General features: G+C 74.7%; 24 protein-coding genes. 18 read left to right on the forward strand and 6 right to left on the reverse strand.

All coding sequences use genetic code 11. The annotated features are described in order from the left end of the window. Window positions 1–20 precede the first annotated feature (20 nt). Complete coding sequence (locus tag ACFLFB_RS18220) at window positions 21–440, reverse strand: VOC family protein (protein WP_392543585.1); 420 nt, start codon at window positions 438–440, stop codon at window positions 21–23. Window positions 441–610: 170 nt separating this feature from the next. Between ACFLFB_RS18220 and ACFLFB_RS18225 the strand changes: the two genes are divergently transcribed. After that, window positions 611–1,879: an endonuclease/exonuclease/phosphatase family protein gene (locus tag ACFLFB_RS18225; RefSeq protein WP_392543586.1), complete on the forward strand. Its 1,269-nt coding sequence runs from the start codon at window positions 611–613 to the stop codon at window positions 1,877–1,879. A 51-nt stretch (window positions 1,880–1,930) separates the two neighbouring features. Then, window positions 1,931–2,392 (forward strand): oxidoreductase, encoded by a 462-nt coding sequence (locus ACFLFB_RS18230; RefSeq protein WP_392543587.1) that lies wholly within the window; start codon window positions 1,931–1,933, stop codon window positions 2,390–2,392. Between the two features lie 14 nt (window positions 2,393–2,406). Here the strand turns inward: ACFLFB_RS18230 and ACFLFB_RS18235 are convergent, their stop codons facing one another. Both ACFLFB_RS18235 and ACFLFB_RS18240 read right to left on the reverse strand, forming a co-directional pair. Continuing rightward, a complete protein-coding gene (locus ACFLFB_RS18235) occupies window positions 2,407–2,892 on the reverse strand; it encodes a pyridoxamine 5'-phosphate oxidase family protein (RefSeq protein WP_392543588.1) in 486 nt (161 codons plus the stop codon). Window positions 2,893–3,018: 126 nt separating this feature from the next. Beyond that, entirely contained in the window at window positions 3,019–4,500 is a 1,482-nt protein-coding gene (locus ACFLFB_RS18240) for a cryptochrome/photolyase family protein (RefSeq protein ID WP_392543589.1), read from the reverse strand. A gap of 161 nt (window positions 4,501–4,661) precedes the next feature. Between ACFLFB_RS18240 and ACFLFB_RS18245 the strand changes: the two genes are divergently transcribed. The 7 genes from ACFLFB_RS18245 to ACFLFB_RS18275 are packed head-to-tail and all read left to right on the forward strand — an operon-like array spanning window position 4,662 to window position 11,858. Continuing rightward, window positions 4,662–5,792 (forward strand): polyprenyl synthetase family protein, encoded by a 1,131-nt coding sequence (locus ACFLFB_RS18245; protein WP_392543590.1) that lies wholly within the window; start codon window positions 4,662–4,664, stop codon window positions 5,790–5,792. Between the two features lie 31 nt (window positions 5,793–5,823). Continuing rightward, window positions 5,824–7,323 (forward strand): phytoene desaturase family protein, encoded by a 1,500-nt coding sequence (gene crtI / locus ACFLFB_RS18250; RefSeq protein ID WP_392543591.1) that lies wholly within the window; start codon window positions 5,824–5,826, stop codon window positions 7,321–7,323. Continuing rightward, on the forward strand, window positions 7,320–8,840 hold the full coding sequence (gene idi, locus ACFLFB_RS18255) for an isopentenyl-diphosphate Delta-isomerase (protein ID WP_392543592.1): 1,521 nt from the start codon (window positions 7,320–7,322) through the stop codon (window positions 8,838–8,840). Before crtI ends, idi begins: the two co-directional genes overlap by 4 nt. 1 nt (window position 8,841) lies before the next feature. Beyond that, on the forward strand, window positions 8,842–9,180 hold the full coding sequence (locus ACFLFB_RS18260; RefSeq protein WP_392543593.1) for a lycopene cyclase domain-containing protein: 339 nt from the start codon (window positions 8,842–8,844) through the stop codon (window positions 9,178–9,180). After that, window positions 9,173–9,490: a lycopene cyclase domain-containing protein gene (locus ACFLFB_RS18265; RefSeq protein WP_392543594.1), complete on the forward strand. Its 318-nt coding sequence runs from the start codon at window positions 9,173–9,175 to the stop codon at window positions 9,488–9,490. Before ACFLFB_RS18260 ends, ACFLFB_RS18265 begins: the two co-directional genes overlap by 8 nt. Next, window positions 9,487–10,239 carry a class I SAM-dependent methyltransferase gene (locus ACFLFB_RS18270; RefSeq protein ID WP_392543595.1) on the forward strand — a complete coding sequence of 251 codons (753 nt, stop codon included), beginning with the start codon at window positions 9,487–9,489 and terminating at the stop codon, window positions 10,237–10,239. The genes ACFLFB_RS18265 and ACFLFB_RS18270 overlap by 4 nt, the downstream gene beginning before the upstream one ends. Further along, window positions 10,236–11,858 (forward strand): FAD-dependent oxidoreductase, encoded by a 1,623-nt coding sequence (locus tag ACFLFB_RS18275; RefSeq protein ID WP_392543596.1) that lies wholly within the window; start codon window positions 10,236–10,238, stop codon window positions 11,856–11,858. The genes ACFLFB_RS18270 and ACFLFB_RS18275 overlap by 4 nt, the downstream gene beginning before the upstream one ends. On the opposite strand, the gene ACFLFB_RS18280 is transcribed toward ACFLFB_RS18275, so the two are convergent. Continuing rightward, window positions 11,825–12,841, reverse strand: a complete 1,017-nt coding sequence (locus tag ACFLFB_RS18280) for a DUF5914 domain-containing protein (protein WP_392543597.1) — start codon at window positions 12,839–12,841, stop codon at window positions 11,825–11,827. The two genes, ACFLFB_RS18275 and ACFLFB_RS18280, sit on opposite strands and share 34 nt — an antisense overlap. Window positions 12,842–12,882: 41 nt before the next feature. Next, on the reverse strand, window positions 12,883–13,341 hold the full coding sequence (locus tag ACFLFB_RS18285; RefSeq protein WP_392543598.1) for a PPOX class F420-dependent oxidoreductase: 459 nt from the start codon (window positions 13,339–13,341) through the stop codon (window positions 12,883–12,885). A gap of 229 nt (window positions 13,342–13,570) precedes the next feature. Here ACFLFB_RS18285 and ACFLFB_RS18290 point away from each other — a divergent pair, with 229 nt between their 5' ends. From ACFLFB_RS18290 to ACFLFB_RS18305, 4 genes are all read left to right on the forward strand, one after another. Then, a complete protein-coding gene (locus ACFLFB_RS18290; RefSeq protein WP_377639596.1) occupies window positions 13,571–13,777 on the forward strand; it encodes a cold-shock protein in 207 nt (68 codons plus the stop codon). Between the two features lie 122 nt (window positions 13,778–13,899). Next, window positions 13,900–14,673 (forward strand): LamB/YcsF family protein, encoded by a 774-nt coding sequence (locus ACFLFB_RS18295; RefSeq protein WP_392543599.1) that lies wholly within the window; start codon window positions 13,900–13,902, stop codon window positions 14,671–14,673. Continuing rightward, the gene (locus tag ACFLFB_RS18300; protein WP_392543600.1) at window positions 14,670–15,377 is read left to right on the forward strand and encodes an allophanate hydrolase subunit 1; all 708 of its coding nucleotides are present in this window, start codon (window positions 14,670–14,672) and stop codon (window positions 15,375–15,377) included. Before ACFLFB_RS18295 ends, ACFLFB_RS18300 begins: the two co-directional genes overlap by 4 nt. After that, window positions 15,374–16,255, forward strand: a complete 882-nt coding sequence (locus tag ACFLFB_RS18305) for a biotin-dependent carboxyltransferase family protein (protein WP_392543601.1) — start codon at window positions 15,374–15,376, stop codon at window positions 16,253–16,255. Before ACFLFB_RS18300 ends, ACFLFB_RS18305 begins: the two co-directional genes overlap by 4 nt. Before the next feature lie 3 nt (window positions 16,256–16,258). Here ACFLFB_RS18305 and ACFLFB_RS18310 read toward each other — a convergent pair whose 3' ends face one another. Continuing rightward, window positions 16,259–16,999 (reverse strand): BTAD domain-containing putative transcriptional regulator, encoded by a 741-nt coding sequence (locus ACFLFB_RS18310; RefSeq protein ID WP_392543602.1) that lies wholly within the window; start codon window positions 16,997–16,999, stop codon window positions 16,259–16,261. Window positions 17,000–17,176: 177 nt separating this feature from the next. Between ACFLFB_RS18310 and ACFLFB_RS18315 the strand changes: the two genes are divergently transcribed. The 5 genes from ACFLFB_RS18315 (at window position 17,177) to ACFLFB_RS18335 (ending at window position 23,650) form a co-directional block, all read left to right on the forward strand. Next, complete coding sequence (locus ACFLFB_RS18315) at window positions 17,177–20,689, forward strand: hypothetical protein (RefSeq protein WP_392543603.1); 3,513 nt, start codon at window positions 17,177–17,179, stop codon at window positions 20,687–20,689. A gap of 62 nt (window positions 20,690–20,751) precedes the next feature. Next, window positions 20,752–21,735 (forward strand): hypothetical protein, encoded by a 984-nt coding sequence (locus ACFLFB_RS18320; RefSeq protein ID WP_392543604.1) that lies wholly within the window; start codon window positions 20,752–20,754, stop codon window positions 21,733–21,735. A 13-nt stretch (window positions 21,736–21,748) separates the two neighbouring features. Beyond that, a complete protein-coding gene (locus ACFLFB_RS18325; protein WP_392543605.1) occupies window positions 21,749–22,249 on the forward strand; it encodes a hypothetical protein in 501 nt (166 codons plus the stop codon). Beyond that, the gene (locus ACFLFB_RS18330) at window positions 22,249–23,376 is read left to right on the forward strand and encodes a M64 family metallopeptidase (RefSeq protein WP_392543606.1); all 1,128 of its coding nucleotides are present in this window, start codon (window positions 22,249–22,251) and stop codon (window positions 23,374–23,376) included. Before ACFLFB_RS18325 ends, ACFLFB_RS18330 begins: the two co-directional genes overlap by 1 nt. A 19-nt stretch (window positions 23,377–23,395) precedes the next feature. Beyond that, window positions 23,396–23,650, forward strand: a complete 255-nt coding sequence (locus ACFLFB_RS18335) for a hypothetical protein (protein ID WP_392543607.1) — start codon at window positions 23,396–23,398, stop codon at window positions 23,648–23,650. The last annotated feature ends 5 nt before the right edge of the window (window positions 23,651–23,655 follow it).

Here is a 23,655-nt window from a genome sequence, read left to right on the forward strand (position 1 = left end):
GCGACCGCCCGAGCGGCTCGTCAGCCGGCGTTGCCCTCTCCGGCGATGTTGACCATCCACGGGATGCCGAACTTGTCGACGAGCGCCCCGAACTCGTCGCCCCACATCTGCTTCTCGAGCGGCATCTTGACGGTGGCGCCGTCGGACAGGCCCTCCCAGTAGCCGCGCAGCGACTCGCCGTCGCCGCTGAGCGAGACGGTGATGTTGTTGCCGGGGCTGTGGGAGTCCTCCTGGCCCGGCGGCATGTCGGAGGCCATGATCGTGAAGCCGTCGGGGGTGGTGAGCTGGGCGTGCATGATGCCGTCGGCCCCGGGACCGTCGGAGCCGTACTCGCCGAAGGTGTTCATCGTCAGGTCGCCGCCGAGGACGCCCTGGTAGAAGCTCATCGCGTCGCGGGCCGTACCCGGGAAGTTGAGGTACGGGTTGAGCGTGTTGGCCATCGTCGTGCTCCTTCTCGTGGGGTCCTTGCGGACGCTACGCCGGACCGCCGACAGAGGGAACAGATGACGGCGCGGGGCCGCGACCCGCCCTCCGCGCGCCACCGACGGGTCACCCGATCGCCGTGCACCGTTCGCCCCACGGGCCCCTCGCGCCGCCTACGGTCGGGCGCATGTCGAGTCCCTCCCCCCGTCGCCGGGCCGTCGCGGCCACCCTCACCGCCACCGCCCTCGCCGCCGCCACGGTGGCCGCCGCCTCCACGTCCTCCGCCGCCCCGACCGCCGCGGTCACCGCCGGCGCACCCGACCGTGACCTGCGCGTCGCCACCTTCAACGCCAGCCTGAACCGCAGCGCCGCCGGCCAGCTCGTCGCCGACCTGTCGACCCCCGACAACGCCCAGGCCAGGGCCGTCGCCGAGACGATCCAGCGCACCGACCCCGACCTGCTCCTCGTCAACGAGTTCGACTACGTGGAGGGCGGCGTGGCCCTCGACCTCTTCCGCGAGAACTACCTCGAGCGCAGCCAGAACGGCGCGAGCCCGGTCGGCTACCCCTACGCCTTCACCGCACCGGTCAACACCGGCGTCCCGAGCGGCCTCGACCTCGACAACAACGGCTCGGTCGGCGGCCCCAACGACGCATGGGGCTTCGGCTTCTACCCCGGCCAGTACGGGATGGCGGTCTTCTCCAAGTACCCGATCGACACCGCCGCCGTGCGCACCTTCCAGCACCTGCTGTGGGCCGACATGCCCGGCGCGATGCTCCCCGACGACCCGGCCACCCCGGCCCCCGCCGACTGGTTCTCGCCCGGCGAGCTCACCCAGGTCCGCCTGTCGAGCAAGTCGCACTGGGACGTCCCGGTCGAGGTCGGCGCGCGCACCGTGCACTTCCTCGTCAGCCACCCCACGCCCCCGGTCTTCGACGGCCCCGAGGACCGCAACGGCACGCGCAACCACGACGAGATCCGGCTCTGGGCCGACTACATCGGCAGCCCGAGGGCCTCGTCGTGGATCACGGATGACGCGGGCGTGCGCGGCGGCCTGCGTCCCGGCTCGAGCTTCGTCATCGCCGGCGACCAGAACTCCGACCCGCTCGACGGCGACTCGGTCCCCGGCGCCACCGACCAGCTCCTGGACCAGCCGCGGGTCAACACCACCCGCACCCCCACGAGCGACGGCGCGGTCGAGGCGAGCCTGCTCCAGGGCGGCGTCAACCTCACGCACCGCAGCCCCTCGGCGCAGGACACCGCCGACTTCTCCGAGCCGCCGGGCAACCTGCGCGCCGACTACGTGCTACCGAGCGTCGACCTGCGCATCCTGCGCTCCGCCGTGTTCTGGAAGCCGACCTCCGACCCGCTGTCGCGGCTGACGACGGGCATGTTCCCCAGCGACCACCGGCTCGTCCACGTCGACGTCCGCGTCCCCGGCGCCGCCGGCCGCTGATCCTCGGCGGCCGGCCTTGCCGGGGCGTTCGGACGGGAGGACGATCGCCGGATGGGCGCTGAGCCGACGGGGACGGTCTACGACGCGGCGGGGGGCGAGGCGGGGATGCTCGCCCTCGCCCACGCCTGGCACGCCCGGTGCCTGGCCGACCCCGAGGCCGCCCACCCGTTCGAGCACGGCAACCACCCGCAGCACCTCGAGCGCCTCGCCGCCTACTGGGGCGAGGCGCTCGGCGGGCCCCCGACCTACTCCGCCACGATGGCCGACGAGAGCCACGTCCTGCGCCTGCACGCCTGCAACGGACCGCACCGCAGCCTCGACGAGGCCGCGGTCGCCTGCTTCGACCAGGCCCTCACCGACGTCGGCATCACGGACGACCCGCTGCGCGCCACCCTCCACGACTACTTCGCCGACGGCACCGACCGGATGGCCGCGCACCCCGACACCGCCGACGCCATCCCCGACGGCCTGGCCGTGCACCGCTGGTCCTGGGACGGCCCCGTCCGGGCCTGACCGGACCCCGGGCCTCAGAGCGCGACGGTCTCGTTCTCGCCCTCGTCGGGCTGGTCCCCGGTGACCTTCGCCTTGAGGACGCCGACGAGCGTGCCGACCCTCCCCCGGCTGTCCCAGTACTCGGCGCTGTCGCCGTCGACCCGGATGACGACGACGCGCTCGTCCTCCGGCTCGCCCTGGAACCACGCCTCGGCGAAGGGGTTCCACCGCTCGCGGGCCCGCGCCGGGTCCTGCAGCACCGACGCCCGCCCGGTCACCGAGACCCACGTCCCCTCCTCGGTGAAGGCGACGTTCACCTGGGGGCTGCGCCGGATCTCCTCGGTCTTCTCCGAGTCGGCGAACGCGAGGAACCACAGGGTGCCGTCGGGGTCCGCCCGCTGGCAGGCCATGGGGCGGCTCGCCAGCGTGCCGGACGCGTCGTGGACGGTGGTCAGCATGGCGGTGCGCTGGTCCTTGACGAGGTCGTGGACGTGCTCGGCGCCGTTCTCGTGGTGCGACATCTCAGGTCCTCCCTGTCGGGTTCGTGGCTGCGGCGGTGGCCGCCCCACCGGTCCCGTACCCCGCCCCGCCCCCGTCACGCCTGCGCCCCGGGTCGTCGTCGACGGTGTCGAAGGTCGGGTCCGCACTCACAGCCGGTCGATGACGCGGCCGCCCCGGTCGAGCAGGTCCGCACGCCGCGAACCGTCCATCGCGTCCCACGTGCGCGTCGCCATCCGCGAGCGCGGGTTGCCCTCGAACACCTCGCGGTGGTCGTCGACGAAGCGCCAGTAGAGGGCGTCCCAGTCGTCGCGCCACTCGCCCGGCCCGACGTCGGTCATCTTCTTGAGGTAGTTGCTGCCCGACACGTACGGCTTGGTCGTGATCCCCGTCCCGGCGGCGAACTGCGACATCGCGTGGACGTTGGGCACCATGACCCAGTCGTAGGCGTCGACGAACATCGCCATGAACCACTCGTGGACCTCGACCGGGTCGGTGCGCAGCAGGCACATCGCGTTCCCCAGCACCATGAGCCGCTCGATGTGGTGGGCGTACCCCCGCTCGAGGGCGCCGCGCACCACGTGGTCGACCGGCTCGAGCCCCGTCGTCCCGTCCCACCACCCCGGCGCGAGGGACCTGGTGTGCCGCAGGTGGTTCGAGCTGCGCATCCGGCGCCCGTAGAGGTGGTAGGTCGCCCGCATGTACTCGCGCCACCCGATGAGCTGGCGCACGAACCCCTCGAGCGACTCGATCGGCACGTCGTGCTCGTCGGCGTGGGCGAGCACCGCCTCCAGCACCTGGTGGGGCGTCAGGAGGCCGCAGTTCAGGGCCGGGGTGATGGCCGCGTGGAAGACGAACGGGTGCGCCGTCGCCACGGCGTCCTCGTACGGCCCGAACTCCTCGAGCCGCTCGGACACGAACTCCCGCAACCCTTCCCGCGCCTGCTCGTGGGTCACCGGCCACGCGAACGACTCCGCCGACCCTGGCGCGTCCGCGAACGCCTCGCCCACCCAGGCGATGGCGTCCTCGACGTGCCCGGTCCGTTCGGGAGCCCGGCGGTCGGGCACCGGGTGCCCCTTGGGCAGCTTCTTGCGGTTCTCGGTGTCGAACGACCACCGGCCGCCCACCGGCTGGTCCCCGTCGAGGAGGACGCCGAGCCGCCGCCGCTGCCACTGGTAGAAGGTCTGCATCCGCGCCCGGTGCTCGCCGAACCACCCGACCAGCTCTCCCCGCGTGGTGAGGAAGCCCGGCGACTCCTCGACGTCCTCCGGCCGCAGGTCCACCCCCGCCGACGCCAGCGCGGCCCGCACGTCGCGCAGCATCCAGTCGTCGACGGGGTCGACCAGCCGCACGGACCCCGGTGACAGGTCGCGCACCACCTCGGCCAGCCGTTCCGATGACGACCGCCGCGCGTCGGTCTCCACGACCTCGACCGCGAAGCCCGCCTCGCGCAGCCGGTCGACGAAGTGCCGCCCCGCAGCGCGGTGGAGGACGAGCTTCTGCGCGTGGAAGGGCTGGTGGCGGAACAACAGGTCGTCCTCGACGAGGACGAACCGGGTGCCCGGCGGGGAGTCGAGCAGCGCCTCGAACAGCTGGTGCGGGAAGAGGACCAGCACCGGGTGACCTGCCACGGGTCGACCCTAGGTCGCCGCCGCGGACGACCCGGCGGGAGGCCGCCGCCCGGCCCCTGCTGTCTAGGGTGCGCGCGCCCCCCTTCCACGGCTGTCTAGGCTGACGACCACGGAGCCGGTCCGGTCGGGACCGGGTCACCGAGCCCGAGGCGGTGGGAACGATGAGTGCGGAGGCCACCCACGCCGACCCCGTCGCGCGCTACCGCCCCACCTCGCCGCAGGTGACCATCGACCGCGCCGACGCCCTGCTCGAGGAGACCCTCGCCGGGCTCACGGCCGCCCTGACCCGCGCGGCCTCCGACGGCGACCCGGCCGACCGCCGCGAGGCCGAGCCCGGTCCGCTGGCCGTCGACCTCACCGGCGAGCTCGCCGACCGCTCGCGCCACCACGGCAAGCGGCTGCGCCCGCTCCTGGCCCACTGGGGCTGGGTCCTCGCCGGGGCCCCCGAGCACACCCACGCCGACCTCACCCGCGTCGCCGCCGCCCTCGAGCTGCTCCAGCTCTTCGCCCTCGTCCAGGACGACGTCATGGACCGCTCGGACTCCCGGCGTGGCCTGCCCACCCTCCACGTCACCGCCACCGACCGGCACCGCACCGGAGGCGGCGTCGGCGACCCCGAGCTGTTCGGCGACAGCGTGGCCGTCCTCGTCAGCGACCTGGCGCTGAGCGAGGCCAGCCTCCTCGTCGCGCCCACGTCCACGGAGGTCCGCGCGGCCTGGCGGCTCATGGCCGTCGAGCTCGTCGAGGGCCAGCTCCTCGACGTCACCCACACCGCCGACCGGCGCCGCGACCTGGCCACCTCCCGCCGCATCGCCCGCTTCAAGAGCGGCCGCTACACGATCTCGCGCCCCCTCCAGCTCGGCGCCCTCGTGGCCGGGGCCGACGCCGACCTCGTGCGCCGCCTCATCACGTGGGGCGACCTCGTCGGTGACGCCTTCGCCCTGCGCGACGACGTGCTCGGCATCTGGGGCGACCCCGAGCAGACCGGCAAGCCCGCCGGCGACGACCTCCGCTCCGGTAAGCCCACCGCCCTCCTCGTCTGGGCCGGCGAGCTGCTCCCCGACGGCGCCCGCCCCCTCCTGGCCGCCTGCGACGACGGCACCCTCGACGACGCCGGTGTCGACGCCCTCGCCGACGCGATGCAGGCCGCGGGTGTCCGCGACCGGGCCGAGGCCGCCATCGCCGACACCGCCGGCCGCGCCCTCGACCGCCTCCCCGACCTCGCCGCCGACGACGAGGCCGCAGCGGCCCTGCGGGCACTCGTCGAGTCGATCGCCTGGCGCTCGGCGTGACGGCCGGACCGAGGACCGTCGTGGGGTCCGCGTGAGGGTCGTCGTCGTCGGCGCCGGGCTGTCCGGCCTGGCCGCCGCCTGCCACCTCACCGCCGACGGCCACGACGTCACCGTCCTCGAGCGCGAGGACGTCGTGGGCGGGCGCGCCGGCACCCTGCACCTCGGCGACTTCCGCCTCGACCCCGGCCCGGTCGTCATGACCATGCCCGACCTGCTCCACGCCCCCATCCGGGCGGTCGGCGGCGACCCCGAGTCGCTCGTCCCGATGACGCGCCTCGACCCCGCGTACCGCGCCGTCTACGCCGACGGCTCCGAGCTGCACATCCGGGCGGACATGGCCGACCTGCGCGAGGAGGTCCGCACGAAGGTCGGCGAGGAGGACGCCCGCGGCCTCGACCGCTTCCTCGCCTGGCTCGAGGAGCTGCACGACGTCGAGTTCGACACCTTCGTCGACCACAACTACGGGTCGCCGCTCGACCTCGTGCGCCACCCCGCAACAGCCGCCCGACTCCTGCGCCTCGGCGGGCTCGGCGCCCTCGGCCCCACCGTCGACCGGTTCTTCACCGACGAGCGGCTCACCCGCATCTTCAGCTTCCAGGCGCTCTACGCCGGCATCGCCCCGGCGAAGGCCCGGGCCGTCCTGGCCGTCATCACCTACATGGACACCGTGCGCGGCGTGTACTACCCGCGCGGCGGGATGCACGCCGTGCCGGTGGGGATGGCGCGCGCCCTCACCGACGCCGGCGTGCCGGTCCACCTCGGGGTCGAGGTCACCGAGGTGCTCCGGCGCTCCGACGGCGCGGTCGCCGGCGTGGCGACGGCGGACGGCGAGCGCCTCGCCGCCGACGCCGTCGTCTGCACGGTCGACCTCCCCGTCGCCTACGACCGCCTCCTCCCGGGCGTCCCCGCCCCGCGCACCGTGCGCCGCGGCGCCTACTCCCCGTCGGCCGTCGTCTGGCACGTCGGCGCCTCGGGCACGCCGGCCGCGCACGTGCGCCACCACAACATCCACTTCGGGGCCGACTGGGACGGCGCGTTCGAGGCGATCATCGACCAGGGCCGCCTCATGCCCGACCCGTCCCGCCTCGTCACGGTCCCCACCGTCACCGACCCCACCGCCGCCCCGGACGGCTCCACCGCGCTCTACGTCCTCGAGCCCGTCCCGCACACCGGCCACGGGCTCGACTGGCGGCGCGAGGCCGGGCCGATGCGCGAGCGGCTGCACGCGTTCCTCGAGGCCGGCGACTACCCCACCGACGTGCGCGAGGAGCTCCTCGTCACCCCCGACGACTGGGCCGCGCAGGGGCTGCACCTCGGCACCCCCTTCGCGCTCGCCCACACCTTCGGCCAGTCCGGGCCGTTCCGGCCGGCCAACGTCGACCGCCGCGTCCCGGGCCTGGTGTTCGCCGGCTCGGGCACGACGCCCGGGGTCGGCATCCCCATGGTGCTCGTCAGCGGACGCCTCGCGGCCGAGCGGGTCCAGGAGTACGCCGGGGTCGCGCGCCCCCGCGCCCGGGCGGTGGCTCGATGACGACCACCTCGCGTCCCGACGTCGTCGCCGAGGGCTACGCCCGTTGCGCCGCCCTCACCAGGGAGCACGGCACCACCTACTGGTGGGGCGCCCGGCTGCTCCCCGAGGACGCCCGCCGCCACGTCCACGCCGTCTACGCGCTGGCCCGGCTGGCCGACGACCTGGTCGACGAGGCCGGCCCCGAGCCGGGCCCCGCCGCCGCGGCCGCGCTCGACGCCTTCGAGCGGCGCTTCTTCGCCGACCTGCACGCGGGGTGGTCCGACGACCCGGTCACGGCCGCCGTCGTCACGACCGTGCACGAGCGCGGCATCGACGAGGAGTGCTTCCACCGCTTCTTCGCGTCGATGCGCGCCGACCTCACGGTGCGCACCTACGAGACCTGGGCCGACCTGCTCGCCTACATGGACGGCAGCGCCGCCGTGATCGGCGAGATGATGCTGCCCGTCCTCGGGCCCCGGTCGGAGGCCGCGGCGGCCGCCCGCTCGCTCGGCCTCGCCTTCCAGCTCACCAACTTCCTGCGCGACGTCGGCGAGGACCTCGACCGCGGCCGCGTCTACCTCCCCCAGGAGGACCTGCGGCGGTTCGGCGCCGACCCGTCGCTGCGCCGCAGCACCCCCGAGTGGCGGGCGCTCATGGCCTTCGAGATCGAGCGCAACCGGCGCCTCTACCGCGAGGCCGACGTCGGCCTCCCGGCCTTGCCCCTGCGCTCGCGGAAGTGCGTCGCCACCGCCCGGGTGCTGTACGCCCGCATCCTCGAGCGGATCGAGGCCGCCGACCACGACGTGTTCGCCACCCGTGCACGGGTTCCCACCGCGGTCAAGGCGCTCGTCGCCGCCCGGATGGTCGCGGCGCGCGAGCCGATGGCGCTCGTGCGGGCCGACCGCGCGGCCCGGGACCCGCACGCCGGGGCCTGGGTGTCCGACGACGAGGTCGTCCTCGTCGACGCCGACGGGGCGCGGGTCGGCACCGCCTCCAAGTCGACGGTCCACCACGACGACACCCCGCTGCACCTCGCCTTCTCCTGCTACGTCGTCGACCCCGACGGCCGCCTCCTCGTCACCACGCGCGCGGCGAGCAAGCCGAGCTTCCCCGGCGTCGTCACCAACACCGTGTGCGGGCACCCGAAGCCGGGCGAGGACCTCGCCGACGCCGTCCGCCGCCGGGCCCGCAGCGAGCTCGGCGTCGAGGTCGGCACGCTGCGCCTCGTCCTCCCCCGGTTCCGGTACCGCGCGGTGATGAACGGGCTCGTCGAGCACGAGGTGTGCCCGGTCTTCGTCGGGTTCGTCGACGACGACGGGACCGCCCCCGACCCGGAGGAGGTCGACGCCACCGCCTGGGTCCCCTGGGACGAGTTCAGCGCGGGCGTCCTCGGTGGCCGGACCACGGTGTCGCCGTGGGCGCGCGAGCAGGTGCCGCTGCTCGCGGCGCTCGGACCGGACCCGCGCTCGTGGCCCGCGGCCCCCCGCGACGAGCTCCCGCCCGCGGCCACGCTCGGCGCCGGCGCTGAGGCGGTCTGACGTGGACCGCTACCAGTACCTCCTCCTCATGGCCGGGTGCGTCGCCATCACGCTGCCGCTCGAGTTCGTCTTCCGGGCGCGGGTCTACCGCCGGCCGCGCCGCCTGCTGTTCGCCCTCGCGCCGATGCTCGTGGTCTTCCTCGCGTGGGACGTCCTCGGCATCGTCCGCGGGCACTGGACCTACAGCGACCGGTACACCACGGGCCTCCTGCTGCCGCTCGACATCCCGCTCGAGGAGCTCGTCTTCTTCCTCGTCGTTCCGGTGTGCGCGCTGCTCACCTACGAGTCGGTCGGCACCGTGCTGGGCCGTCGGCGCACGGAGGCGGGCGACGATGCCTGAGTACACCGTGCTCGCCGTGCTGTCGGTCGTGGCCACCCTGGCGCTCGAGCGCTTCTGGTTCCGGACGGGCCTGTTCCGCCGGCGGCAGTTCTGGCTGGCCATGGTCATCGTCTACGCCTTCCACGTCCTCGTCGACGGGTGGCTGACCAAGCTGTCGGCGCCCATCGTCATCTACGACGCCGGCCAGATCACCGGCGTCCGGGTGCCGTGGGACATCCCCGTGGAGGACTACCTCTTCGGGTTCAGCATGATCGGGCTGACCCTGTTGCTCTGGGTCCGGTACGGGCGACGCACGGAGGAGGCGGCATGAGCGGGCACGCGCGCGACGGCGGGTGGGTGCTGGCCGACGCCTTCGACCGCGCCGCCCCCACCTACGACGCGATGGTCGCCCTGTCGCCGGGCTACCACGACCAGCTCCGGACGGCCGCCGAGGCGCTCGTCATGCGGCTGCCCACGGGCGCCGACCACGGGGTGACCGTCCTCGACCTCGGCTGCGGGTCGGGCGCCAGCACCCGGGCCGTCCTCGACGCGTGGACGGCCGACGGGCGCCGGGCCGCCGACCTGCGGGCCACTGGCGTCGACGCCTCGGAGGGCATGGTCGGCCAGGCGCGCGCCAAGGCCTGGCCGACCACGGTCGACCTCGTCGTCGCCGATGCCGTGGAGCACCTGGAGTCGCTGCCCGACGAGTCCGTCGACGGCGTGCTGGGCGCGTACCTGCTGCGCAACGTCCCCGACCGCCAGCGCCTCGTGCGCGAGGTGGCCCGGGTGCTGCGGCCGGGTGGGGCCTTCGTCCTCCACGACTACTCCGTGGCCGGCTCCCTTCGGGCGCGGGCGGTCTGGGCCGCGGTCTGCCACGGCGTCATCATCCCGCTGGCGGTCGTGAAGCGGTCCGACGTGCCGCTGCACCGCTACCTCTACACGAGCGTGCGTGACTTCGACTCGGTGGCGCAGGTCTGCGACCGGCTGCAGGGCGTGGGGCTGGTCGACGTCCGGCACCGCTCGTACCCGGGCTGGCAGGACGGCGTGGTCCACACCGTCGTCGGGTCGCGGCCCTCGTGAGCCCGCTGCGCCGGCCACGCTGGCGGCCCGGGAACGACGCGCGCGCCGAGTTCCACCCGCCGCCCGCGCCTGCCGCCGGTCCGCCCACCACCGCCGGTGAGCGCCACGTCGTCGTCGTGGGGGGCGGCATCGCGGGCCTCACCGCCGCCCTCGGGCTGGCCGAGCGCGGCGTGCGGGTCACCGTCCTCGAGCGCGACGGTCGGCTCGGCGGGCGGGTGCGGTCGTGGCCGGTGACGCTCCCGGACGGGACGACCGGCGCGATGAGCCGTGGCTTCCACGCGTTCTTCCGGCAGTACTACAACCTGCGCGCCGTGCTGCGCCGCACCGACCCCACCCTCGAGCGCCTCCGCCCCCTCGACGACTACCCCCTGGTCCGCGCGGGCGGTGGGACCGACTCGTTCGCCGGCATCCCGCGGACCCCGCCGTGGAACCTCGCCACCTTCGTGGCCCGCAGCCCGAGCTTCGACCTGCGCGCCCTCGCCGCGGTCGACGTCGAGGCCGCGCTGGGCCTGCTCGACGTCGACTTCCCCGACACCTTCGTCGAGCTGGACGGCGTGAGCGCGGCCGAGGTGCTCGACCGGCTCCGCTTCCCCGAGGGCGCCCGCCACCTCGCGCTCGAGGTCTTCGCCCGCAGCTTCTTCGCCGACCCGCGCGAGTTCTCCGGCGCCGAGCTCGTCGCGATGTTCCACCTGTACTTCGTCGGGAGCGCCGAGGGCCTGCTCTTCGACGTCCCCCGCGACGACTACGACGCCATCCTCTGGGCGCCGCTGGGCCGCCACCTCCACGGCCTCGGGGTCGCGGTCCGCACCGGCCGCGAGGCCCGGGCGGTCACCGAGCGGGGCGGGCGCCTGGCCGTGCTCCACGGCCCCCCGGGCGGCGAGGACCAGGAATGGGTCGAGGCCGACGCCGTCGTCGTCGCGCTCGACCCGGTGGGGCTGCGCGGCCTCGTCGCCTCCTCACCCGGGCTCGGCGGCGACAGCGCCGCGGGTGCCGCGTGGCGCGGGAGCGTCGCGGCCGTGCGCTCGGCGCCGGCCTTCGCGGTGTGGCGGCTCTGGCTCTCCGGTCCGGTCGCCCCCGAGCGGCCGCCCTTCCTGGGGACCAGCGGGTACGGGCCGGTCGACAACGTCTCGGTGCTCGAACAGTTCGAGGACCACGCGACGAACTGGGCTGCGGCACAGCACGGTTCGGTGGTCGAGCTGCACGCCTACGCCCTGCCCGACGGCACCGACGAGCCCGCGCTGCGCGACCGGATGCTCGCCGAGCTGCACCGCATCTACCCCGAGACCGCATCCTTCGACATCGTGCACGACGAGTGGCTCGTCGAGCGCGACTGCGCCCTCGTCGGCCTCGAGCCGTGGGCGTGGCGGCCAGGAGTCGTCACGCCCGACCCGCGCCTCGTCCTCGCCGGCGACACGGTGCGGTGCGACCTGCCCGTCGCCCTGATGGAGCGGGCCGCCACCACCGGCTGGCTCGCGGCCGACCGCCTGCTCGCCGGCTGGGGCCTGCCCGGCCACGGCGTGTGGTCGGTGCCGACCCGGTCGCGGTTCGGTGCGGTCCCGCGGGTGGCCCGCCGCGGCATCCGGGCCTACCGGTCGACGGCGGCCCGGCGCAGCGCGTAGAGCCGCGCCGCGTACTCGAGGTCGTCGGCCCACAGCTGCGTCGCCGACGAGCGCATCCCCACCCGCACGAGCGGGGCGAGCGAGCGCGCCACCCGGAACCCGAGACGGTCCGACGTCGCCACGACCGCCTCGGTCATCACGGTGACCGCGGGGTGGGCGCCCGGTGCGGTGAGCGGGGTGGCGTGGGTCTCGACGACGCTGCCGACGCCCTCGCCGCCGGTGATCGTCATGACCACCGTGTGCGAGTCGGGGCAGGTGAACTCGGCCCGCACCGGCACGGCGAAGGTGCGCCCCAGCCGGTAGGCGACGTCGAGGACGAGGCGGTCGGGGGTCGAGGCGAGGTCGTCGACGGCGAGGTCGCTGAACGCGTAGGGGTGCAGCCAGGCCCCGTGCCAGGGGTCGAGCCGGTTGGCGACGATGTCGCGCGGCTCGCACACGGCGCGCAGCGAGATGACCGAGGCGATGGCGCCCTCGGCGTCCGGCCGGGCGGCGACGACCGGGCGGTCGGTGGGCCCGACGCCCTCCTCGACCCGTCCGACCCGCACCCACACGAGGACGCCGTCGTCGTGGGCGGCGTAGGTGGCCCAGGGCGGGTCGGAGTCGCGGCCGAGCGGCATCCCGTGCCAGCGGCACAGGACCGTGCCGTCGACGACGTCGCACCCGGCCAGCGGGGCGCCGAGGTGCGGACAGGCGCCTGGGCCGGCGAGGGCCGAGCCGTCGGCGTCGCGCCACATCACCACCTCGCGGCCCGAGACGGTGCGCAGCAGGGTGCGGCCGGCCACGAGCTCGGTGGACGCGGCGGCCACGAGCCAGCCGTGGGTGGGCCGGAGCTGTGCTGCGGCGACGGCGGCGTCGATCCGGGCCGGCTTCGCGTCGCGCCAGGTGCCCCTCAGCTCGGCGGCGGGGGTCTGCGGCAGCCGTCGCACGGGCACCCGGCGGCGGACCTCCGCGCGCCAGGACCGGTCGGTCCGCAGCAGGCTCATCGCCTCACGCTAACGCCCGCCCGGGGCCGCTGCCAGAGTGTCTAGGCCGCGGGGGTGGCGGGCGTGCGCTCGGCGTCGATGACGATGCCGGCCCGTGGCGCCTGGTCGCGGCCGACGAGCCGGCCCGCTGCGGCGGCGATGTTCGCGAAGCGCGCGGGGAGGCCGTACTTGGCGACGACCGCCCGGCGCACGGCGGCGACACCCTCGGCATCACGCACGACCACGCCGGTGCCGCGGTAGGTCGGGGCACCGGGCTCGACCTGGCCGCGCATCGAGCAGGGCCGCAGCTCGACCCGGTCGGTGTGCGCGAGGCGCTTGACCTTGCCCGTGCGGTCGACGCTGATGACGACGAGGCGGCTCGGGTCGGACTCGTCGGCGGCGATCCACACGGGGGTGGCGACGCCGACCCCGGAGCGGCGGTAGGTGGTGAGCTCGGCGTACTTCGCGTCGGCCAGGGGGTGCCGGTCCGGGGTGGCCCGGGAGCCGGCGGTGTCGTCCATGGCCCCAGCCTAGGACCGGGGCCCGACGGCGCCGTTCACCCTCGATGTGCTGGATCGGCCCAAGTCCCGCTAGGGTGGTACGCAGTTGTTGAGCTTTCCGTTGTGCAGTGGTTGCAGGATCGTCCCGCCGGGACGAGAGGCGCTTTCTGAGCAGAGGTACGTACCAGGCATCACCAACGTGTCGGCCGCCGAACTCATGGCGGCCCACATCCTCAGAAAGAAGGCCAACATGGCTACTGGCACCGTGAAGTGGTTCAACGCCGAGAAGGGCTTCGGCTTCATCGCCCCCGACGACGGCTCCGCCGACGTCTTCGCCCACTACTCGGCCATCAACTCGAACGGCTACCGCTCGCTCGACGAGAACGCCAAGGTCGAGTACGAGACCCAGCAGGGCCCGAAGGGCCCGCAGGCCGCGAACATCTCGGTCATCGGCTGAGCATCGCGCCACCTCGCGTCCCGTAGGGACGCACTCCACGACCGCCGTCCGGATTCCGGGCGGCGGTCGTGCGTCGTCCCGGCCTCCCGCACGCGCCGCGGCGGAGCACTAGCGTTCCGGGCATGACCCCGCGGATCGACCTCAACGCCGACCTCGGCGAGTCGTTCGGCACCTGGGTGCTCGGCGACGACGACGCGATGCTCGGGGTCGTGACGAGCGCGAACGTCGCCTGCGGCTTCCACGCCGGGGACGCCACGACCATCCGGCGCACCGTGGCGGCCGCCGCGGCACGGGGGGTCGTCGTCGGCGCCCAGGTGGGCTACCGCGACCTCGCCGGCTTCGGCCGGCGCCGCATCGACATCGCCCCGGCCGACCTCACCGCCGACGTGCTCTACCAGCTGGGGGCGCTGGAGGCGATGTGCCGCGTGGCCAGCACCCGCGTGGCCTACGTCAAGCCGCACGGCGCGCTCTACACGACCGCCGCGGTCGACGAGGGCCAGGCCCGGGCGGTCGTCGAGGCCGTGGTCGCGTACGACGCGACCCTGCCTGTCCTGGGCCTGCCGGGCTCGGTCCTCCTGCGGGTGGCCGCCGAGGCGGGCGTCCCCACGGTGGCCGAGGCGTTCGCCGACCGCGGCTACGCCCCCGACGGTCACCTCGTGCCGCGCTCGTCGCCCGGAGCCGTCCTCCACGACCCCGAGGAGGTCGCGGCACGGGTCGTGCGCCTCGTCACCGAGGGCACCGTCGTGGCCGTCGACGGCTCGGTCGTCCAGGTCGCGGCGCGCTCGGTGTGCACCCACGGCGACACGCCGGGGGCCGTGGCCATCGCCGCTGCGGTGCGCTCGGCGCTCGAGGCGGCGGGCGTCGTCATCGAGCCGTTCGTCGCTTCCGGGTCGTGAGCACGTCGGGCGACGCCGGGTCCGGCCTCACCGTCGAGGTGCTGCCGGTGGGCGCGGGTGGGCTGCTGCTGGAGGTCGCCGACCTCGAGGCCGTGCTCGTCCTCGCGTCGGCGCTGCGGGCCGCCGCCGCCGAGGGGGCGGGGCCGTGGTCGTCGGTCACCGACGTCGTGCCGGCCGCCCGCACCGTCCTCCTCGCGACGACGGAGGGCGCCGACCTCGCGGCCCTGAGGGCGTCGGTCCTCGCCCTCTGCGACTCCGTGCGGGTTGGGTACGGTTCCGGGCCAGCTGACGGGTCGGGAACCGCACCGAAGTCGCACGAGGTCGAGGTTCCGGTGGTGTACGACGGGCCCGACCTCGACGACGTGGCCGCCCGCACGGGGCTGACCCGGGCCGAGGTCGTCGCCGCCCACACGGGCACGCCGTGGCGGGTGGCCTTCGGCGGCTTCGCCCCCGGGTTCGCCTACCTCGTGGGCGGCGACCCCCGTCTCGTCGTCCCCCGCCGCGCGAGCCCGCGCGCGTCGGTCCCGGCCGGCTCGGTCGGCCTGGCCGGCGAGTTCTCGGGGGTCTACCCGCGGGCCTCGCCCGGTGGCTGGCAGCTCCTCGGGACGACCGACGTCGTCCTCTGGGACGCCGACCGCGACCCACCCGCCCTGCTCGCACCGGGGAGCACCGTGCGATTCGTCGCCGTGGAGGCCGCGTCGTGAGCCCGGCCCTGGAGGTCCTCGCCACCGGACCGCTCGTGCTCGTCGAGGACGAGGGCCGGCCCGGTCACGCGGCCGTCGGCGTCCCGCACTCCGGGGCCGCCGACCGCGGCGCCCACCGGCTCGGCGCCCGCCTCGTCGGGCACGACGCCGGGCTCGCCTCGCTCGAGGTGCTCCTCGGCGGCCTCGCCGTCCGGGCCCGGGGCCGGATGACCGTGGCGCTCACCGGCGCCCCAGCGCCCGCCACGCTCGACGGCCGGCCCGTGGCGCACGCCGCGCTCGTCGACCTCCCCGACGGGTCGGTCCTGCGGCTGGGGACGCCCACCCGCGGCCTGCGCACGTACCTCACGGTCCGCGGCGGCATCGCCGTCACGCCGGTGCTCGGGTCGCGCTCCTCCGACACCCTCTCGGGCCTGGGGCCGGCACCGGTCCGCGCGGGCGACGTCCTCCCCGTCGGCGTGGCCGGCCCGACGTTCCCCACGGTCGACCACGCGGCCCGCCGGCCCGCACCATCGACCGACCCGACGGTGCTCGAGGTCCTGCCCGGGCCACGCGCCGCCTGGGTGGGCGGCGACGCGGGCGACCTCGGCGGGCTGCTCGGCAGCACGTGGACCGTCGGTGGCCAGAGCGACCGGATCGGGCTGCGGCTCAGCGGTTCCCTCGTCCAGCGCACCCACGACCACCAGGACCTCGAGCTGCCCAGCGAGGGTCTCGTCCGGGGCGCGGTCCAGGTCCCACCGGGCGGCGAGCCCGTCGTCTTCCTCGCCGACCACCCGGTCACCGGCGGCTACCCGGTCGTCGCCGTCCTCACCCCCGCGGCCGCCGACCGGGCCGCCCAGCTGCGCCCGGGAGACACCGTGCGGCTGACCCCCACCCGCTGACCGTCAGGGGACGAGCGCCACCGTCGCGGGTGACGGCGCGATGCCGATCTCGCGGTCGAGCACGGCCGTGCAGACCGCGAACGCGCGCCGCGCCTCCTGCACGTTCCCCTCGGCGCGGTGCACCCGGATGACGGCGCGGTGCGCGCTCTCGCGCAGGACGTCGGCCCGCAGCGCGCACAGCGCCACCTCGAGGGCGAGGACGTAGTCGCCCGCGTCGGTGAGCCGGGCCGCCCAGTCCTCGAGGACGTGCAGCCGCAGCTGGCGCAGCCGCTCGCGGTCGGCCTCGAGCCAGGGGTCGTCCCAGTCGGAGAGGAGGTCGGCGGCCTCGGGGTCGACCAGCTCGTCGAGGACGTCGGGATCCGGCGGCCAGTGCGCCGACGGCCCGTCCGAACCCAGGCGGTCGTGCACCGCCCGCACGAGCGTGGCGACGTCGGAGGCCACCTCCGGGACGAGTCGCAGGTCGTGCCCCGCCGCGACCACGAGGAGGTGCCCCGGGACCGCCCCCTGGAGCCGCCAGCACGCCTTGCGCAGGTTCGTCATCGCCTGCCGCTGGCTGCCCTCGGGCCAGAGCAGTCCGGCGAGCCGGGCGCGGCTCGCGCGCTCGCGCAGGGCGAGCACGGCCAGCAGCCGCTGCACGCCGAGCGGGGTGTCGACGGCCCTGCCGTCGACCGTCAGGCGGAACGTGCCGAACAGGCGGATCCGCGGGGTGCACCCCGGGTCGGCGCACCACGGTGAGGACGTCACGGCAACCACGGTTCCTCCCTCGGGTCGAGGTCGCCGGGGCCGGGCGCGGCAGGGGCGACCCACTCGGGAGGAGGACGGTGCGCCCGTCCTGATACCTCTCCCGGGGACGCGAGGGGAACACCCGGGGAACGGCCACGCTGGTGTGCTGGGCCGCGCCGAGGACTGAGAAGGAAGCAGGTGTCCGCCGTGCCACCCAGGGAACGCAAGCCGATGACCGTCCGCCTCAGCGCTGCCGCCACGGAGCACCTCGACGCGACCGTCGCCGCGCGCGCCGCAGCGGGCCGCGACCCCAAGGTCCCCCTCGACGACACGGTCCGCGAGCCGATGACGAGCCTGGACCTCGAGGACCTCGGCCTCGAGGTCGACATCACGCCCGAGCAGATCAGGTCCCTCCTCGAGGAGCGGGCCCGCGCCACCACGCAGGTGCTCGCCACGGTCGACCTCATCAGCAAGGACCTCGACCTCTTCCGGCCGCAGGTCCCCACGGGCCTGCCCGCCGCGGTGAGCGGCACGCTCGTCAACCCCGACGGCAGCCCGGCCGCCCGGGTCCGGGTCCGGGCCCTGGAGCCGAGCGGCGTCGCCACGGCGGGCAACAACGAGAGGTACTCGCTCGTCCTCCCCTGGCCGAACCCCGAGGCCCTCACCGACGCCCGCGGCACCTTCCGCATCGCCCTGCCCGCGCGGCCGCTCCCTGACGACGGCCTCGCCCTCCTCGTCACCGGGGGCAACCGGGCGGTCGAGCTGCAGCTGCGGCGGATCGACCTCGTGGCCGGCGACGGCACGCTCGGCGTCCTCCCCCTCGACGTCGTCGTCGCCCCGCTGCCGCGCAGCGTCCTCGCCCAGCTCGGCGACGTCGTGCGCCCGACGAGCGACGAGGACGTCCTCGACAACCCCGAGCTGTTCGCCGAGCCCGCGCCCGTCATCACGCTCGGGGACTCCGACTGCGCGGTGAGCTTCCGGTCCAACTCCGGGGTCATCGACCGGTTCGGGTACTCGATGCTCGTGCGCCTCGTCGCCCCCACGCTGAGCGGCCGGCGCCTCGGCACCCGGGTGGGGCGCGAGGGCAAGCGCTTCCTGCTGTCGGCCTCCTCGGTGGGCCTGACCCGGTACGTCCCCGCGAACCGGCTCATCGACGCCATGGGCACGCTGGGCTCCTGGGAGCTCGTCGGACGGGTCCCGGTGGAGTCGCCGATCGACGTCGGCGCGTTCCTCGACGCCGTGCAGCGCGACCCGAAGTCGGTCCCCAAGGCGGCGACCCTCGGCATCGGCTACGTCGTGAAGATGCACCAGCTGTGGATCCCCAACGGGATGTCGCTCGGCGACCTCGTCTACTCCCTGCCGCTCGCCCCGGGAGAGCAGCAGCGCATCGCCGTGTCCGACGAGCGCGAGACGCTCTCGGTGCGCGAGCAGGAGACCCTGACCGCCGAGGAGTTCCAGCGCTACCAGGAGAACGCCGACTCCTCGACGAACGCCGTGTTCTCCAGCGCCTTCGACGAGTCGGCCCGCGGCGGCACCACGATGAGGACGCGCACCGAGGCGGGGAGCGTCGGCGGCGGGCTGGGCATCGGCGGGTTCTTCAGCGGCATCGTCGCCGGGCTCGGCATCGCCGGCGGGTACTCCGACTCCACGACGACCGGGTCGACCTCGAGCTGGCAGAACGCGAGCCGCGACTACGTCTCCAACGCCTCGCAGGACTTCCACTCCTCGTTGGCGCGGGCGGCCTCCGCCCGGCGCTCCGCGAGCCGCACGAGCGTGCGCCTGGCCACCTCGACCGAGCGCAAGGAGGTCGTCACCAAGGTCATCACCAACCACAACCACAACCACGCGCTGACCATGCAGTACTGGCAGGTGCTCCGGCACTACCGCGTCAGCAGCCAGGTCGACGACGTGCAGCTCGTCTGCTTCGTCCCGTTCGAGGTCATCGCCTTCCTCCCCACCTTCGCGACGCGGACGCTGCCCACCGGCAGCTACGGCCGCGACCAGCTGCTCCAGCGCTACTCCCAGCTGCTGCGGCACCACGACGTCATCGAGTCGCGGATCTGGTGGCGCTCCGAGCTCGCCCACGGCCTGCGGGTGCTGCGCGGGTTCGCCGGCGACCCGACGATGACCGTGCAGTCCTCGAGCGGTTCGGCCCAGGACGTCGTGAACATCGAGCTCGCCGGCACCTTCATGCCCTTCGAGGACGTGTGGGTCACCGCGATCTCGACGAGCGGGGCCCGCGTGGGCCCGGTGCTGATGACGGGCACGAGCGCCGCGGTGGCCACGGGCGCGACGACGAAGGCCGGGCTCCTCGACATCCTGCGCACCCGCCGGAGCAGCCCCACGGCGTCCGAGAAGCGCGTCGCGTCGATGAGCCTGCCGAGCCACGTCTCGCGCAGCCACCTGGCCCGCTTCGAGTTCCGCCGCGCCTTCCGGCCGTTCTCCTACCAGCTGACGATGCCGAGCGACCTCAGCTTCGGCGACCTCATCGCCTACCTCAACAACGCCAACCGGCTCCAGGTGTCGATGGCGCCCGAGGAGCTCGAGCGCGAGATCAGCGGCCCGCTCGTCGCGGACCCGGTCGCGGAGATCACGGACGTGTCCCCGACGATCGACCTCATCGAGGACTTCGCCGGCGCGGGCCTGGACGTCATGCCGGCACTGATGCCGGTGGCCGCCAAGCGCATCCCGCCGCAGCTGTCGTTCGCCGACCTGCTGCGGATCGAGGCGCTCCTGCAGCACGTCGTGGAGAACACCGTGGAGTACTCCAAGGCGGTGTGGCAGGCCCTGACCGCCGAGGAGCGCGCCATCCTCCTCGAGCGGTTCACCATCGGCGTCCCCACGGGCGGGGTCAGCGACGCCACGGACGACGTCCCGCTGCTCGACTGCGTGGCCAACCAGGTGCTCGGGTACTTCGGGAACGCCGCGATCATGCCGTTCTTCATCCCGCCGGGCGTCGCCGCGAAGGTCAAGTACACCTCGCGCGACGTGCAGGAGTCGCTGCTGCGCTTCCACCGGCAGGCGTACCGCCCGGCGCAGAGCTCGATCACGCTGCCCGCGCGCGGCGTGCTCGGCGAGGCCGTCCTCGGCCACTGCGAGTCGAGCGAGAAGATCGACCTCACCCGCTTCTGGAACTGGCAGGACTCGCCGCCGGACGTCGCGACCGACCCGTCGGCCGTCGCCGCCCTGTTCGCCGACCCGAACTCCCTCGTGGGCGGTGCGGGCGCGCAGGCGGCCGCGGTCCTCCAGCCCGGTGCGTCGTCGATGGTGACGATCAACCAGGGCCCGGCCGCCCTGACCCCCGCCGACCTCGCGAGCGCGCTCGTCAAGAGCCAGCCGGCGAGCAACCTGCCCACCGACCTCACGGGGATCACCCAGCTCGGCGCCCAGATGAAGGTGCAGACCGAGACCACCGCCGAGAGCCTGAACAAGACGATCGCCGAGGCGAGCGGCCTGGCCAAGGAGGCGATGAAGCAGATCCCGAGCGCCATCAAGGCCAAGTCCGACGCCGACGCCGAGCGCGACAAGCGGGCCAAGGAGAAGGCGAAGGAGGAGGGCGCCGGCGGCACCGAGGGAGGCGGGACCGAGGGGTCCGGCACCGGAGGGACCGGCGGGACCGGAGGCGGCGGCGGTGGGACCGGCGGCACCACCGAGGGCGGTGGCGGGACCTCGCTCGCGTCCCTCGACGGCGGCACCGCCCCGATCGCCTGAGGACGGTGACCCCATGACCGAGCAGACCACCCGGGCGAGGACCGGCGAAGGAGGAACCGACCATGGCTGAGCAGCCGAGCACGGCCGACGAGCGGGCGCTCGACGCCCTGACCAAGGTGCTCGAGTCGGCGATCTCGCCCGAGATGACCGAGGCGCAGCGACTCATCCTGCGTCGGCTCGCCACGGCGGGGGACCTGTTCCCGTCGCGGGTGCCGGCGCCTCTCAACATCACCCAGGTCGGCGGGTACCTCAACCTCGTGGCCGACGACCCGGTGCTCTCGGCGCAGGTCCTGGCGAGCGCGCTCGGGGTGGCCGGGCCCAACCCGACCCCCGGGTTCGACCCGACCCTCCCGCCGCTGTACTTCGTCACCCGGACCAACGACCGCCCGCCGGGGACGGCGCAGGCGGCCACGCCGGTGCAGCTGAGGGTGCGCAGCGACTTCGCGGCGCCGTTCGACGCCGCGGTGGCGGTGCTGCACGGCCTCGGGGTGATGCTGCCCGTCCTCGCCGCCGACGCCCCCCTGCCCCCGCTGGGCGCGGTGGGCACCCCGGGTGCGACGCCCGCCGACGCGCTGGGCGTCCTCGGCCGCCGGCTCACCCTCGTGCCCGGCGCCGGGCTGGTCGACCCGACCCTCGACCCCCTGGCGGTCGGGCAGCTGGGTGGGGCCGGACCACAGCTGGTGCTGGCGCGGCAGCTCGACGGCACGGCGCCGCAGGCCGGCACGGTCACACCCGCCGCGTACGCCCTGTGGACCTGCGACGCCACGACGTGCACCCAGTCGACCGTGACCGACGCGTTCGTCGACCTCGACCCCGTCCTCGCCGCCGGCGGATGGCACCGGGCCCAGCCGCTCGCGGCACCCGCCACCGCGGCCGACGCCAAGGGCTGGAACACGTGGACCAACGTCACCGGGCTGGTCGCCGGAACGAGCACGGTCGGGGCCGAGCTGCGGCTGCTCTACTCCGCGGGCCAGATCGCGGCGTCGTCGGTCCGCGAGCTGCAGGACCTGGTCTGGGACGGCGCCGACTTCGTGGCTCCAGCCTGAGGCGGCGGTGACCGTGAGCGACCACGACGCCGGCCCGCCCCGAGGGGCACCCCCCGTCGAGCGCGGGGACGAACCGTCGGCCTGGCGGCTGACCTTCTCGTACGAGGGCTCCGACATCCGCCTCGTCGCCCAGCAGCGGGTCGCGATGATCGCGCCCCCGGACGACTCGGACCGCACCTACGCGGCCCGGGCCGGCACCTGGGTCGAGGTGCGGGACGGCACCGGGCACGGCCTGTACCGCCAGCTCCTCGCCGACCCCGTCCGGCACGGCTACGAGGTGCACTCTCCCGACCCCGCCGAGGGGTCGCGCCAGGTCGAGCCCGAGGCGCCGAGCGGCGTGTTCCAGGTCGTGGTGCCGGACCTCCCCGGCGCGCAGGACGTCGTCCTCCACCGGCTCGACGACAGCGCGCTCGCGGCCGACGCCACCCGGCCCCGGCGGACGGCCGACCGCGCCCTCGCCCGCCCCGTGCTGACGGCCACCCTGGAGGAGACACCTCCGTACGAGGTGACCTGATGGGGACCGCGGACGGTGCCGTCGTCAGCACCACGAAGATCGTCGACCACGGGCCGGACAGCGCCCGGTGGAACCTCGTCATCATGTCCGAGGGCTTCACCACGGCCGAGCTCGACGCGTACCACGTGGCCGCGGAGTCGTTCGTCACCAAGCTGTTCACCACCCAGCCGTTCCGGCGGATGTGGTGCGCGATCAACGTGCACCGGGTCGACGTCCGCTCCGACGAGAGCGGCACCGACGAGCCCGCCACCTGCGCCGACGGCGGCACCGGCACGGGTGTCACCCGCAGGACGTACTTCGACACCTCGTTCTGCCGGGACGGGACCAGTCGGCTGCTCTACGGCTCCGAGGCGATCTCCATCGCCACCGCGGCGACGGCCGTGCCTGCCGTGTCGGCGCGCATCGTCATCGTCAACTCCACGCGGTACGGCGGCGCGGGGGGCTCCTCGGCGTGGTTCTCGCTGGCGGCGTCCGCCGACGAGATCGGGGTGCACGAGCTGTGCCACTCCGCCTTCGACCTCGCCGACGAGTACGGCGACAACAACGCCACGTGGAGCGCCGGGGAGCCGAGCGAGCCGAACGTCACGACCGTCACGGCACGGGCGAGCACGAAGTGGGCGTCGAAGATCGCGGCGGCCACCCCGCTGCCGACCCAGGACAACCCCGGCTGCGCGGCGATGACGACGGCCGCCAGCCCCGTGCCTGCAGGGACGGTCGGGCTGTTCGCGGGGGGCAGCCGCTCGTTCTGCGGCATCTACCACTCCGAGCACATCTGCCGGATGCGGGTGCTGGGCAACGAGTTCTGCGCCGTGTGCAAGGACGCGATCATCGCCCGGCTGACGCCGCACCTGCCGAAGTTCTCCGGACCGGTCGTGGGGACGCAGTTCCACGGGACGGTCCCGGCGGGCCAGACCAAGCGGTGGTTCACGTACAACTGGCCGGCCTGCTGGCACGTGCTGTGGACCGTCGTGCCGACGTCACCGGTCACCCCGACGGCGGGCGTGTCCTGGCGGGTGCGGGTCGAGCGGGCGTCGCGGGAGCGCCTCACCTACTGGGTCTCCATCACCAACGACACCGGCGTCGCGGTCGAGGTCGACGCCCGGTACGAGATCGTCGTCCGGACCTGAGTCGGGAGAGGAGCGCAGCATGAAGGCGGGAACCCAGTTCACGGGCACGGTGGCCGCGGGCGCCACGAAGACGTGGTTCACCCACTCGTGGAAGCCCGAGAGCCACGTCGTGTGGACCGTGGTCCCGGTGACCCCCGGTCCGGGGGCGCCGCAGATCGAGTGGAGCGTCAAGGTGCAGCGGGCGTCCGCGACCCTGCTGACCTACCACCTGACGATCAAGAACCTGTCGGCCGCGCCGGTCGACATCGAGGCGAGGTACGCGATCCTCAACTGAGGCAG

The organism is Oryzobacter telluris (assembly GCF_043099285.1).
Taxonomy (GTDB): domain Bacteria; phylum Actinomycetota; class Actinomycetes; order Actinomycetales; family Dermatophilaceae; genus Oryzobacter; species Oryzobacter telluris.